The organism is Brevundimonas sp. TWP3-1-2b1 (assembly GCF_049896165.1).
Classification (GTDB): Bacteria; Pseudomonadota; Alphaproteobacteria; order Caulobacterales; family Caulobacteraceae; genus Brevundimonas; species Brevundimonas subvibrioides_B.
This window is the reverse complement of sequence record NZ_JAFCTT010000020.1, coordinates 34,648-47,850: the sequence shown is the minus strand read 5'-3', so window position 1 is coordinate 47,850 and position 13,203 is coordinate 34,648. Positions and strand designations below refer to the sequence as shown.

11 protein-coding genes are annotated in these 13,203 nt (G+C 68.1%); 5 read left to right on the top strand and 6 right to left on the bottom strand.

Annotation, left to right across the window (positions count from 1 at the left end; translation table 11 throughout):
* Positions 1 to 29 precede the first annotated feature (29 nt).
* Positions 30 to 1,097, top strand: coding sequence for a substrate-binding domain-containing protein (locus ACP7AB_RS15740; protein WP_425992653.1), 1,068 nt, complete (start codon positions 30 to 32; stop codon positions 1,095 to 1,097).
* On the opposite strand, the gene ACP7AB_RS15735 is transcribed toward ACP7AB_RS15740, so the two are convergent.
* Entirely contained in the window at positions 1,098 to 2,183 is a 1,086-nt protein-coding gene (locus tag ACP7AB_RS15735; protein WP_303696787.1) for a glycosyltransferase family 4 protein, read from the bottom strand.
* Between the two features lie 115 nt (positions 2,184 to 2,298).
* Between ACP7AB_RS15735 and putA the strand changes: the two genes are divergently transcribed.
* Entirely contained in the window at positions 2,299 to 5,427 is a 3,129-nt protein-coding gene (putA, locus tag ACP7AB_RS15730; protein ID WP_425992651.1) for a bifunctional proline dehydrogenase/L-glutamate gamma-semialdehyde dehydrogenase PutA, read from the top strand.
* Positions 5,428 to 5,473: 46 nt separating this feature from the next.
* Here the strand turns inward: putA and ACP7AB_RS15725 are convergent, their stop codons facing one another.
* Together ACP7AB_RS15725 and ACP7AB_RS15720 are read right to left on the bottom strand one after the other, a co-directional pair.
* Positions 5,474 to 6,391: a hydroxymethylglutaryl-CoA lyase gene (locus ACP7AB_RS15725; RefSeq protein WP_425992649.1), complete on the bottom strand. Its 918-nt coding sequence runs from the start codon at positions 6,389 to 6,391 to the stop codon at positions 5,474 to 5,476.
* A complete protein-coding gene (locus ACP7AB_RS15720) occupies positions 6,388 to 8,082 on the bottom strand; it encodes an ArnT family glycosyltransferase (RefSeq protein ID WP_425992647.1) in 1,695 nt (564 codons plus the stop codon). The genes ACP7AB_RS15725 and ACP7AB_RS15720 overlap by 4 nt, the downstream gene beginning before the upstream one ends.
* A gap of 74 nt (positions 8,083 to 8,156) precedes the next feature.
* Between ACP7AB_RS15720 and ACP7AB_RS15715 the strand changes: the two genes are divergently transcribed.
* A complete protein-coding gene (locus tag ACP7AB_RS15715; protein ID WP_425992689.1) occupies positions 8,157 to 8,888 on the top strand; it encodes a glycosyltransferase family 2 protein in 732 nt (243 codons plus the stop codon).
* A gap of 92 nt (positions 8,889 to 8,980) precedes the next feature.
* Positions 8,981 to 9,406: a hypothetical protein gene (locus ACP7AB_RS15710; protein ID WP_303696781.1), complete on the top strand. Its 426-nt coding sequence runs from the start codon at positions 8,981 to 8,983 to the stop codon at positions 9,404 to 9,406.
* 178 nt (positions 9,407 to 9,584) lie between these two features.
* Here ACP7AB_RS15710 and ACP7AB_RS15705 read toward each other — a convergent pair whose 3' ends face one another.
* The 3 genes from ACP7AB_RS15705 to trhA all read right to left on the bottom strand — a co-directional run bounded on the left by ACP7AB_RS15705 (position 9,585) and on the right by trhA (position 11,449).
* Entirely contained in the window at positions 9,585 to 9,947 is a 363-nt protein-coding gene (locus ACP7AB_RS15705; RefSeq protein WP_425992645.1) for a hypothetical protein, read from the bottom strand.
* On the bottom strand, positions 9,944 to 10,600 hold the full coding sequence (gene phaR / locus ACP7AB_RS15700; protein WP_425992643.1) for a polyhydroxyalkanoate synthesis repressor PhaR: 657 nt from the start codon (positions 10,598 to 10,600) through the stop codon (positions 9,944 to 9,946). The genes ACP7AB_RS15705 and phaR overlap by 4 nt, the downstream gene beginning before the upstream one ends.
* A 138-nt stretch (positions 10,601 to 10,738) precedes the next feature.
* Positions 10,739 to 11,449, bottom strand: coding sequence for a PAQR family membrane homeostasis protein TrhA (trhA, locus tag ACP7AB_RS15695; RefSeq protein WP_425992641.1), 711 nt, complete (start codon positions 11,447 to 11,449; stop codon positions 10,739 to 10,741).
* Between the two features lie 182 nt (positions 11,450 to 11,631).
* Here trhA and ACP7AB_RS15690 point away from each other — a divergent pair, with 182 nt between their 5' ends.
* A complete protein-coding gene (locus ACP7AB_RS15690) occupies positions 11,632 to 12,816 on the top strand; it encodes an acetyl-CoA C-acetyltransferase (RefSeq protein ID WP_425992639.1) in 1,185 nt (394 codons plus the stop codon).
* Positions 12,817 to 13,203 lie beyond the last annotated feature (387 nt).

The window sequence follows — 13,203 nt, the reverse complement described above, 5'->3', positions numbered from 1 at the left end:
CAACTTCGCTTCGCCCGAGAGACCGCCTGATGTCGTCCACCCCGCTCCGCCGGTTTTTGCTCGTCGCCGGAACCGCCGTCATGGCCCTGACCGTCGTCGCCTGCGGGCAGGCTGGCGGACAGAGGAACGGAATCTGGGCGGCGGGATCCTCGACCGTCTTCCCGTTCGCGACCCGGGTGGCCGAGAATTTCGGGCGCAACAATCCGGAAGCCGCTCCGCCTCGCGTCGAGGCCCTGGGCACCGGCGGCGGCATCCAGGCCTTCTGTCAGGGCCTCGGCCCCTCGACGCCCGACATCGCCAACGCCTCCCGGCCGATGAAACAGTCCGAGTTCGACAAATGCGCCGCGAACGGCGTCACCGAGATCGTCGAGTTGAAGATCGGCTACGACGGCATCGTGGTCGCCACGGCGCGCAACGGCGCCAGCTTCGACTTCCAGCTGGATGACCTCTACGAAGGCCTGGCCAAGGAGGCGCCCGGCCCGAACGGGACCTTCGTGCCCAATCCGGCCCGGACCTGGTCCGACATCAATCCGGCCCTGCCGAACCAGCGCATCCAGGTCTATGGCCCGCCGCCGACCTCAGGCACGCGCGACGCCTTCCTGGAGCTGGGCATGACGCCTGGCGCCAAGCTGATCCCGGCCGTCGCCGCGGTTGAGGAGCAGGACAAGGAGCGGTTCGAGGCCCTGGCCCATACGGTGCGCGAGGACGGCGCCTGGGTCGACTCGGGCGAGAACGACAATGCCATCCTGCAGACCCTGACCCGCACGCCGGGCTCACTGGGCATTTTCGGCTACTCCTTCCTCGAGCAGAACATGGACACGGTGAAGGCTGAGACCATCGACGGCGTCTATCCGACGCCGGAGAACATCGCCAACGGGACCTATCCGCTGGCCCGCAGCCTCTACATCTATGTGAAGAAGGCCCACATCGGCGTGACGCCGGGTCTGCAGAAGTTCCTGATCGAGTTCACGTCCGAGGCGGCCGTGGGACAGGGCGGCTATCTGCAGGACCGCGGTCTGGTGCCCCTGCCGGAGCCCGAACTGGTGCAGCAACGCGCCATCGCCACGGCCCTCACGCCCATGGCGCGGCCAGAATAGTCAGGCCGCCGCCCGGCGCCGGACCCGGGCGATGCGACGAAGGCGGCGCCAGAAGCGTCCGCGCTCGGGCTCGGGATAGGGCTCGAGGTTCTGCACGAACTGCTCGGCCGAGGCGCGCCAGCTGAACTTCTCGGCATAGGCGCGGGTGGCGGCGCGGTCGCACTTCAGCGCCTCGAGGCAGGCCGTTCGCAGGTCCGCGTCGATGGCGCCGGCGTTGGAGCCGGGAACCAGGTCGATGGGGCCGTGGGCCGGATAGGCCGCGACGGGGGTGCCGGTGGCCATGGCCTCCAGGATCACCAGGCCGAAGGTGTCGGTCCAGCTGGGGAAGACGAAGACATCGGCGTCGCGGAAACAGCGGGCCAGCTCCTCGCCGAACCGGGCGCCGAGGAATTTCGCCTCGGGATAGCGGTGCTGCAGATCCGCGCGGGCGGGGCCGTCGCCGACCACGATCTTGGTGCCGGGCAGGTCGGTCTCGAGGAAGGATTCGATGTTCTTCTCGACGGCGACGCGTCCGACGTTCAGCCAGAAGGGGCGCGGCCAGTCCTTGCCGCCCAGGTCGTCGAAGATGCGCTCCAGATCCGGCCGGAACTGGTCCGTGTCGACGCCCCGCGACCAGGGCGAGATGTTCTTGAACCCGTGCTCCTCGAGTTCCTTCTTCAGCGTCGGGGTGGCGACCATCAGCCGGCCCGACGGCTTGTGGAACCACTTCATATAGGCGTAGCCGACCTGCACCGGGACGGGGAAGCGGGCGGAAATATATTCCGGGAATTTCGTATGATAGCTGGTCGTGAAGGGCAGTTTCCACTCGACGCAGATGCGCCGGGTGGCGATGCCGATCGGCCCCTCGGTGGCGATGTGCACGGCGTCGGGCTCGATCGCGCGCAGGCGTTCGCGGATCTCTTCCTCGGCGCCGAGGGCCAGGCGAATCTCGGGATAGGTCGGCGCCGCGATGGTGCGGAACTGGCTGGGCTCGATGACCTCAACCTCGTGACCCATGGCGCGGCATTCCGCGACCGTGCGGGTCAGGGTGCGGACGACGCCGTTGACCTGGGGCTCCCAGGCGTCAGTGGCCAGAACGATGCGCATGGATAGGCGGCGGCTCTCACCGTGGCGGGGCGATGAGCATTAGCCTCTTGTTTCGAGGAATGCGAGATGTCGCGGCCCCTCCCGTTCCGACGCGGAAGGGTTTATGTGCGCGGCCATGAACGCACACGTCACGCCACCGGTCGCCCTCTCCCAGGACTGGGACACGCTGGACCACGGCAAGTTCGCCGACGAGCCGTCGACCGTTCGGGCCCTGCTGACCGCCTCTCCGCTGGACTCCGCCGCCCGCCGGGCCGTCGTGGATGAGGCCGTCCGCCTGGTCGAGCATGCTCGCAAGAGCCAGAAGAAGCAGGGGGTGGTGGAGAGCTTCCTGCAGGAATTCTCACTGGGCACCCGCGAGGGTCTGGCCCTGATGTGCCTGGCCGAAGCCCTGCTGCGCACGCCGGACGAGGACACGCGCGACCGGCTGATCGCCGAGAAGATCGGGTCGGCCGACTGGGCGTCGCACCTCGGCCAGTCCGACAGCCTGTTCGTCAACGCCTCGACATGGGGCCTGATGCTGACGGGCAAGCTGGTCGACGCCGACGAGCAGGCCAAGACCGATCTGCCGGGCTTCCTGACCCGCGTCGCCGGGCGTCTGGGCGAGCCGGTCATCCGTCAGGCCGTGGCTGCGGCCGTCCGCATCATGGGCGAGCAGTTCGTGGTCGGACGGACCATCGAGGCGGCGCTGAAGCGGTCGAACCGCGAGGGCTGGCTGTGCAGCTTCGACATGCTGGGCGAGGGCGCCCGCACCGCCGCCGACGCCGAGCGGTATGAAAAGATCTACGCCGACGCCATCACCGCCGTGGGCAAGACCGCCCGGGGGCAGGGGCCGGAGGTCGGACACGGCGTCTCGGTCAAGCTCTCGGCCCTGTCGCCGCGCTATGAGGCGACACATGAAGGCCGTGTCTGGGACGAGCTCTATCCGCGCATCAAGCGGCTGGCCCTGATCGCGGCCGAGGCGGACATCAACTTCACCATGGACGCAGAGGAGGCGGACCGGCTGGCTCTGTCGCTGAAGCTGCTTGACCGGCTGGCGAACGAGCCGGAACTGGGCGACTGGTCGGGGCTGGGCCTGGCCGTGCAGGCCTATCAGAAGCGCGGACCGGAGGCGATCGCACGGATCGCCGAGCTGGCGCGGACCTCGAAGCGGCGACTGATGGTGCGGCTGGTCAAGGGGGCCTACTGGGACACCGAGATCAAGCGGGCCCAGGTCATGGGCCGAACCGACTATCCGGTGTTCACCACCAAGGCGGCGACGGACCTCAACTATCTGGTCTGTGCGCAGGCCATGATCGACGCCGCGCCGCATCTGTATTCGCAGTTCGCGACCCACAACGCCCACTCGCTGGCCGCCGTGCACGACATGGCCAGGGAGGCCGGGGTCAAGATCGAGTACCAACGCCTGCACGGCATGGGCGAGGCCCTCTATGACGCCGCCGCCGAGACCTTCGGGCCGATGACCGTGCGCGCCTATGCTCCCGTCGGGGGTCATGAGGACCTGCTGCCCTATCTGGTTCGTCGCCTGCTTGAGAACGGGGCCAATTCGTCGTTCGTCCACGCCCTGCTGGACGAGCGGGTGCCGGCCTCGGCCGTCGCCGCCGACCCCATCGCCTCGGTCGAGGCCCACCCTGACCGCCACGCCAAGATCCCCACGCCCAAGGACATGTACATGGACCGCCAGAACTCGCTCGGCCGCGACTATTCGCAGAAGGTCGATCGCGAGCGTCACGCCGCCGCCCTGCAGAAGGTCGATGCGGAAAAGCTGACCTCCGGCCCCATCATTGGCGGCAGGCTGATGGCGGGGACGAACGCCCAGGCCGTGACCAACCCCTATGACCGGTCGCAGGTGCTGGGCCATGTGTCTGAGGCCTCGCCGCAGGACATCGACAATGCGGCCCATGCGGCGGCGAAGGCCCAGATCACCTGGGACAGGTCGGGCGGCTCCCGCCGGGCGCCGGTGCTGCGCGCCATGGCCGATGCGCTGGAAGCCGATATGGACCGGCTGGTGGCCTTGCTGTCGCGGGAAGCGGGCAAGACGCTGAACGACGGCGTGGCCGAGGTGCGCGAGGCCGCTGACTTCTGCCGCTACTACGCCATGCTGGCCGAGAAGGATTTCGGCGGACCGCAGATCCTGAACGGGCCGGTCGGCGAGACCAACCGGCTAGTGCTGCACGGGCGCGGCGTCTTCGCCTGCATCAGCCCGTGGAATTTCCCGCTGGCGATCTTCACAGGCCAGATCGCGGCGGCCCTGGCGGCCGGCAATGCCGTGCTGGCCAAGCCGGCGGAACAGACGCCCCTGGTCGCGGCCGAGGCCGTGCGGCTCTATCACAAGGCGGGGCTGAACCCGGACCTGCTGGCCCTTGTGCCCGGCCGAGGCGAGACGGTCGGCGCGGCGCTCGTTTCGCATCCGGGGATCGACGGCGTCGCCTTCACCGGCGGCACGGACACGGCGGCGGCCATCAACCGCTCGATCGCGGCGCGGCCGGGGGCCATCATCCCGTTCATCGCCGAGACGGGCGGGTTGAACGGGATGTTCGTGGACACAACGGCCCTGCGCGAACAGGTCATCGATGACGTGATCTCGTCGGCCTTCGGTTCGGCCGGCCAGCGGTGTTCGGCGCTGCGGGTGCTGTATGCGCCGCGGGATTCAGCCGACAGCCTGATCGAAGGCTTGAAGGGCGCGCTGGCGGCCCAGGTGCTCGGCGATCCGTCCGATCCGGCTTCGGACATCGGCCCCGTGATCGACACCGAGAGCCGCAAGGCGCTGGAAGCCCACGTCGAACGGCTCGGCAAGGATGCGAAGATCGTGGCGCGCGCCATGATGCCCGAGGGCTCGGAGCGCGGCGACCTGTTCGCCCCGACCATCGCCGAGATTCCGACCCCGGACTATCTGGAGCGTGAGGTCTTCGGCCCCATCCTGCACGTCTATCGCTACGATCCGAAAGACCTGAAGTCGGTGGCCGGCAGGCTGGCGGCGCGCGGCTATGGTCTGACCCTGGGCGTGCACTCCAGGATCGAGGCCTTCGCCGAAGAGGTCATCGAACTGGTCCCGGCGGGCAACGTCTACATCAACCGGGGCGTGACCGGCGCGGTGGTCGGGGTCCAGCCGTTCGGCGGCGAGGGCCTGTCGGGCACGGGTCCCAAGGCGGGAGGGCCGAACAGCCTGATCCGATACGCGTCGGAAAAGGCCATCTCGAACAACATTTCGGCCCAGGGCGGAGACCCGGCGCTACTCAATTTGTGATTGATGTCTCCTCCCCGACGCCGCTCGGCGATGGGGAGGAGGCGGGTTACCCAGGCCAGCCGCCCGCGCGGCTGAGGGCGCTGGGGGCGGGCCGGCCGATCTTCTCGCCGATCCAGCGGGCGGTCCCGATCAGGGCGTCGAGGTCGTAGCCGGTCGAATAGCCGGCGCGCTCCAGCATGTAGACGAGGTCCTCGGTGGCGACATTGCCCGTGGCGCCGGGGGCGAAGGGACAGCCGCCGATGCCGCCGACCGAGGCGTCCAGGACATCGACTCCCGCCTGCACCGCCGCATAGGCGTTGGCCACGCCGGTGTTGCGGGTGTCGTGGAAATGCAGGCGCAGGACGGCGTCCGGCGCGGCGGCCCGCGCCGCCTCTATCTTTCGTGTGACCGACCATGGATCGCCCGCGCCGATGGTGTCGGCCAGGCCGATCTCGGCGACGCCGAGGGCGGCGAGTTCGCCGACCAGATCGCGGACCTGACCGACCGAGACCTCGCCGTCGAAGGGGCAGCCCCAGACACAGCTGAGGGTGGCCGAGAGGGCGGGAACGGGCGTGTCGGCGCCGTCGGAGTTGTGCCGCCGGGCGAGGATGTCGGACAGCATCGCCACCTGATCTCGGACGGCCAGACCCTGGTTCTTCAAGCCGAAGCCGTCGGTGACGGAGAGGGAGACGTTGACCTCGTCGACGCCGGTCCCGAGCGCGCGGTCATAGCCCTTGCCGTTGAGGACGAGGCCGATGCGGCTACGGCCCGGGGTTGGGGACAGGGCAGCCATGACGTCTTCCGCGCCGGCCATCTGGGGCACCAGTCTCGGATGGACGAAGCTGACCGCCTCGATGCGACGGGCGCCGGCGGCCTCCAGGCGCAGAACCAGGTCGGCGCGGACGGACGGGTCGAGAATGGCCTTCTCGTTCTGGAGGCCGTCGCGGGGGCCGACCTCGACGATCTGTATCGGACGGAAACTCACCGGGGAGGGTCCTGACCCGTGGGTGCGCCCGGTGGCGCATAGACGGTCAGGCGGACATCGTCGCCGCTGGAATAGTTGTGACCGGTGACTACGCCGACCGCGCGGCCGGGCACGCCGGTCTGGGCCGTCGCCTGACGGAAGGCCTCGTCGTCGCCGGCCTCGACGATGGCGGGGCGGCCCTCGGCCAGGGCGCGGGCGGCGCCGGCGGCGTCGGTCAACTGGGTATCGCGACCGGTGACGAAGACGAAGCTGGGCTCATGGAAGCTTGTGATGGCGACGGGGCCGGGGGTCAGGCCCTGACGCGGCGACAGGCCGTTCTGCTCCAGCATGGTCTCCAGCCGGGGAGCGATGGACAGGGGACGCAACTGGCGCAGAGTGCCCGCGAGCGCTCCGTGGGCGACGATGCCGAAGCCCAGGGCGATCAGCACGCCGGTGACGGCCGCGCGATTGAGCAGCAGGAAGCCGCCGATCAGGGCGGCCATGACGGCGCAGACGACAGTGATCGTCGCCCAGGTCTGGGCCGTCGAGGTGCCGAAGGCCGTCAGGCCGTAGACGGTGATCCCGCTGACCAGAATGGCGGCGAAGACGGCGAGTCCGGCGCCGGTCCAGCGCGATGCGGTTCCGATCGGCCGGGTCAAGGCGGCGGCCATCAGCAGGGCGATCGCACCGAAGGTGGGCAATGTGTAGTGCCACAGCTTGGTGGGGGCGATCTCGAAGATCAGCCAGCACGGGATCAGCCAGCAGACCAGGAAGCGGATCGCGGGCTCGGCGCGGCGGCTCCAACCCGTCGACAGGGCGGCCGGCAGCATCAGGGTGGCGGGGAACAGCAGCAGGGGCGCCAGCACGGCGTACATGCCGGGGAAGCCGCCGTGGCTCTCGGCGATGCCGGTGACCTTGTTTCCCAGGTCGTTGCCGATGGCCTCGCGCCAGAAGCCGCCGTCGGTGGCGATGGTGATGGCGATGGCCCAGGGTCCGACCAGCAGGGCCAACACCGGTAGTCCCCAACCCCAGCCCAGTCGCTTCAGCCAGGCCCACCGGCGGTCCCACAGGCACAGCATCAGCACTGCGGGCACGATGACCAGCAGGCCGATCGGCCCCTTGATCAGGATCGACAGGCCCAGCCCGACCCAGACCATCAGCTTCCAGGGTCGCTGCGAAGGATCGCCCTTGATCAGGGCGCCCGCCCGCGACGCCATGTAGAGCCGCCCGAGCCCCGCCATGGCGAGCGTCACCGAGCCGCACAGCATGGCGTCGGTCTTGGCGATCCCGGCCTCTGACGACAGCAGGAAGGTCGCGCCCAGCATGGCGCCGGCCAGGAAACCCGCTCTCGCCCCGAACAGGGCTGTTCCAAGCCAGGCACAGGCCCAGGCGGCCAGCATGGCCCCAAGCAGCGACGGGATACGGTAGGGGGCGATGTCGCGGTTCTCGACCTTGGAGGTCAGGCCGACGGCCACGGCCTGCATCCAGTAGATGCCGACCGGCTTCTTCCAGCGCGGCTCGTCCTGGAAGCGGATGTCGACGTAGTCGCCGCTCTCCAGCATCTGAGAGGTCGCCTGGGCGTAGCGGCTTTCGTCCCGGTCCAGCGGCGGAAGCAGCAGCAGGCTCGGTAGCCCCGCGATCAGCGCAACGAGCGCCGCCAGAAGGGGGCCGCGCCAGCCGGCGATGTGGCGATCCAGGTTCGGGCGCGTCATGAGAGGTTCCTAACACGGCGATTGCGCTGGCGTCAGCCGTGGGCGAACCCGGGATTTGCGTCTAGAGAACCATGATGCAGAGCGCCGAGACTCCTCAGATTTCCATCGTCGTGCCGGTCCACAACGAGTCCGGAGCAGCCGCGCCGCTGGCGCGCGAGATCGCCGCAGCCTTCGCCGGGCGGGCGCACGAGATCATCTTCATCGACGACGCCAGCCGCGATGCGACCCTGGCCGAGCTGAAGGCCCTGATGGCCGAACTGCCGACGCTGCGGGTGCTGGCCCACACGACCAATGCAGGTCAGAGCCGGGCGGTGCGGACGGGCGTGCTGGCCGCGCGGGCGCCGATCGTGGTCACCCTTGACGGTGACGGCCAGAACCCGCCCGAGGATGGGCCGAAACTCGCCGATGCCCTGATGGCCGCCCCGCCGCAGGTCGCCCTGGTCGGCGGCGTGCGCCAGAAGCGCCAGGACTCCGAGGCCAAGCTGTGGGCCTCGCGCTGGGCCAACCGGATCAGGAAGCGGCTGCTGGGCGATGACGCCGACGACACGGGCTGCGGCTTGAAGGCCTTCCGCCGCGATGTCTTCCTGCGGCTTCCCTATTTCGATCACGTGCACCGCTACCTGCCAGCGCTGGTGATCCGCGAGGGGTACGAGAACCGGTACCTGCCGATCGGCCACCGTCACCGCGAGACGGGGCAGTCGAAATACACGAACTGGGGGCGGCTCAAGAACTCTTTCTCGGACCTGCTGGGCGTCATGTGGCTGAAAACCCGGTCGCGCCGGCCGGGAGCCATCAGCGAGTTCTAAGTCGCCTGTTTGGTGAACCGGCGTAGCCGTATGGAGCGAACGGGAGTATTCGTCGTTAACAAGCTGCGCCGTTCCAAAGCGAGAGACAGACCATGCTGATCGCCCTGCCCCTGCTGGTCATTCCGGTGATCTTGTACAACATCGTCGTGCTGTCCGGACTGGGTGGCGGCGGTCTGGCGGCGGCGGACGAAGCGTTGCGCCAGTCGCTGTTTTCGATCCCGATGGCCTCGGGCGCGAGCTGGAATGTCGGCATCGGCGACCTGATCCTGTTCCTGTCGCTGATCCTTCTGTTCTTCGAACTGCTGAAGTCGACGTCGAGCCAGAAGGTGGCGATCGTCAATCACGCCCTGTCGATGATCCTGTTCGTCATCTGCCTGGTCGAGTTCCTGCTGGTGCGCGGGTTCGCGACCTCGACCTTCTTCCTGATCGTGACGATGGTCATGCTGGACGTGCTCGCCGGGTTTATCGTGACCATCATCTCGGCCCGCAAGGACCTGGACTTCGGAGCAGGCGCTTGATCCCCGGGGCCTAACCTTGGTGGAAAACCGCTGACACTTTTCCGGGTCAGGCCCTAGATCAGGGCGGCGAAGATCAGCGAGACGACGATCACGTCGAAGGTCTTGGCGGCGAAGGCGAGGGTCATGGCGGCGTCCGAAGGCGAGAGTTCGCGTCGTTCGCTGCAAGCCTCGGGCCAGCTCAGAGTTCGGTCTTCTTGATCAGTCCGGCGGGGGGGCGACGGTCCTTGTCGCCTGAATATTCCGCCCCGAGGTAGCTGGCGCGGGCCGCATCCATCACCGGCGGACCCCCTTTGAGGCCTTTTCGCTGACCGGTCTGGCCCATCATCTGTGCGGCGAAGGCGGCCGCCGGATCCAGAGGGTTGGGGTCGGCGGGCGTGGTCGACGCGGCAGGGCTTGCCGGGTCGGGGATCTCATCGACGACCTTGCCGACCGGAACCAGTTCGCGGCTGGAGGAGCCGGCGCGGCGTTCGGCCTCGCGCCGCTGGGCCGCGCGACGGTCGCGGCCCTCGACCGGACCGACAGGGCGGACGCCGTCGGTCACGGCTTGCCAGAGCCCTGGGCGGAGCCTGCGATGCGGTCGATCTGGGCGCGCATCTCGTCCATCTGGCGGCGCATCTCGTCGATGGCCGGGTCCGCCGAAGGTTGCGCGGCGGGCGCCGGGGCCGGAGTCTCGCCGTCCGTGCGGCCGTAGGCGAAGGGCGGGAACATCTTCATGGCGTTCTGGAACATGGCCATGTTCTGCTTGACCGCCGACTCCATCAGGCCGCCGGTCATCAGGCCGACCGCCGGCGTGGCGCCGAAGGTCTTGGTCACCTGTTCGCGGAACTGCTCCTGCTGGCGCGAGAAATTCTCCAGCGACATCTCGAGATAGGAGGGCAGGACGCCTTCCATATGGCCGCCGTAGAAGCCGATCAGCTGACGCAGGAACTGGACGGGCAGCAGCGCCTGGCCCCGGCTCTCTTCCTCGAAGATGATCTGGGTCAGGATCTGACGGGTCAGCTCCTCATTGGTCTTGGCGTCGAAGACGACGAAATCGACGCCTTCGCGGACCATCTTGGCGAGGTCCTCGAGCGTGACGTAGGTCGACGTCGAGGTATTGTAGAGCCTGCGGTTGGCGTATTTCTTGATGACCACCGGCTCGCCGTTTCTGGCGCTGTCCTTGGTCTTCCCGCCCTGGGTCGTGCTGTCGGCCACTGGAGTGTCCTTGTTGGCGTCTTTTGCTGGGTCGCGAGATCGAACCGGAAAAGTCTTCAACCTTTCCTGATCTCACTCCGTGCGCCCGTTATCCCGCACTGCGAAGCAACGCGCCAGTGGGCATGTGACCGTTCCATGTCAGCCCAGGTTGGGCGCCAGGACGACGCCGACCAGGACCGCCGCCCAGTGGACGCCCGCACCCGCCACCACGAACCCGTGCCAGATGGCCCGGCGGTACTTCAGCTTGGGCGAGATGAAGAAGAAGACCCCGGCCGTGTAGATCAGCCCGCCGAGCACCAGCAGGCCGAGCGCGATGGGGTGGACGGTGTCGATCATCGGCTTCAGCGCGATCACCGCGAGCCAGCCAAACAGGACATAGACCCCGCTCCAGAAGGCGTCGGAGATGCGCGGCGCGACCAGCTTGGCCGCCACGCCGGCGAAGGCGATGGTCCAGACCACGAGGGTAAAGCCGATGGACCACCAGCCCTCGAACCTCTGGGTCGTGAAGGGGGTGTAGGAGCCCGCGATCATCAGGAAGATGGCGGCCTCGTCCAGACGGCGCAGCACCGGCCGGGCGGCGCAGGGACGGGTCAGGTTGTAGATCGTCGAACAGGTCAGCATGGCGATCAGGCACAGGGCGTAGATCGCCGTGGCGAAGACCGCGCCGAAGCCGGCGTAGAAGGCCGACAGGATCGCCAGGGCGATGCCGCCGACGGCCGCCAGGGTCAGGCCGACGACGTGGACCACCAGATCGGCGGTGTGTTCGGATCGCGACTGATAGTGCTCCTCCAGATCGATCTGATCCGGGGTGCATATGCGTCGGGCGTGGCGCTTGAGAAGAGTCAGCATCGTCCCACCTAAGTCGGCGTTGAGCCGATCGTTCCGAGGAATATGGGGGCGCCGCCATGACTATCGCCTGAACGGCGAGGCCGGACGTGACGAAACCGCGCGGATGCGGCAGAAACGCCACGCAAGGTTTCGAGGAGCCTAAGGGGCGGTCGCCCTGTTGAGACTCCAGCAAGGATAAATTCATGAGCGCCGCCACCGAAGTCGTCATCGTCTCTGCCGCCCGCACGCCGGTCGGTTCTTTCCTGGGCGGACTGTCCAGCCTGCCGGCTTCGAAGCTGGGCGAGATCGCGATCAAGGCGGCGCTTGAGCGGGCAGGGGTTTCGCCGGCCGATGTCGACGAGGTCATCCTTGGCCATGTGCTGCAGGCCGCGGCCGGTCAGGGGCCCGCCAGACAGGCCTCGATGGGAGCCGGCATCCCGCAGGAAACCCCGGCCTGGAGCCTGAACCAGATCTGTGGCTCGGGCCTGCGGGCCGTGGCCCTGGGCTATCAGCAGATCGCCCTGGGCGATGCGAAGATCATCGTCGCGGGCGGTCAGGAGAGCATGAGTCAGGCGCCGCACGCCCAGCACCTGCGCACCGGCCACAAGATGGGGGACCTCGCCTTCACCGACACCATGATCAAGGATGGGCTGTGGGACGCCTTCAACGGCTATCACATGGGCCAGACGGCCGAGAACGTCGCCGAGACGTTCCAGATCAGCCGCGTCGCCCAGGATGAATTCGCCCTGGCCAGCCAGCACAAGGCCGAGGCGGCGCAGAAGGCGGGCAAGTTCGACGAGGAGATCGTTCCGGTCGTGATCCCCGGCCGCAAGGGCGACGTCACCGTCGACAAGGACGAATACATCCGTCACGGCGCGACCCTCGAATCCATGGAGAAGCTGAAGCCCGCCTTCAGCAAGGAAGGGTCGGTGACTGCGGCCAACGCCTCGGGCCTGAATGACGGCGCGGCGGCCCTGGTGCTGATGTCGGCCGATGAGGCGAAGGCGCGCGGGCTGGAGCCTCTGGCGACCATCCGCTCGTGGGCCTCGGCGGGCGTCGATCCGGCGATCATGGGCACGGGCCCGATCCCGGCCTCGAGGAAGGCGCTGGAGAAGGCGGGCTGGACCGTCGCCGATCTGGATCGCGTCGAGTCGAACGAGGCCTTCGCCGCCCAGAGCCTGTGCGTGCTGAAGGAGCTGGGGCTGGACCCGGCCAAGGTGAACGTCAACGGCGGCGCCATCGCCATCGGCCACCCGATCGGGGCGTCCGGCGCACGCATCCTGACGACCCTGCTGTACGAACTGAAGCGTTCGGGCGGCAAGAAGGGACTGGCGACGCTCTGCATCGGCGGCGGCATGGGCGTGGCCCTGTGCGTGGAGCGGGTCTGACGGGTTTCCGGACACCAAAACACGGTCCGAAGCGTTGGGAGCGTCCGAAGCGTCCGGAAGCGTGTGGGCGCGCGACTCCAGAATAGACTCGACAGAGTCGACAGAGTCGCGCCGCTGGTTGGGGAGGTCCCGGACATCGGGACAGTGTGCGCCCGTTTTCAGGGGTGATTGATAAAAGGCCTCTCGTTATAGCCGGACATTGATTTCAAAGGCGGATTCGGGCGATCCGTTGATGGGTATAAGGCTCAGCGCACTCTGAACCGTGCATCCCCGCGACGGCGGGGACCCAGGTTTTAGCTTCAACGTAGCGTGTGGGACTGCGGTAAACGCGCGGCCGGTCCCGCCTATCGCCCAAAGCACTGGGTCCCCGCCTTCGCGGGGATGCAC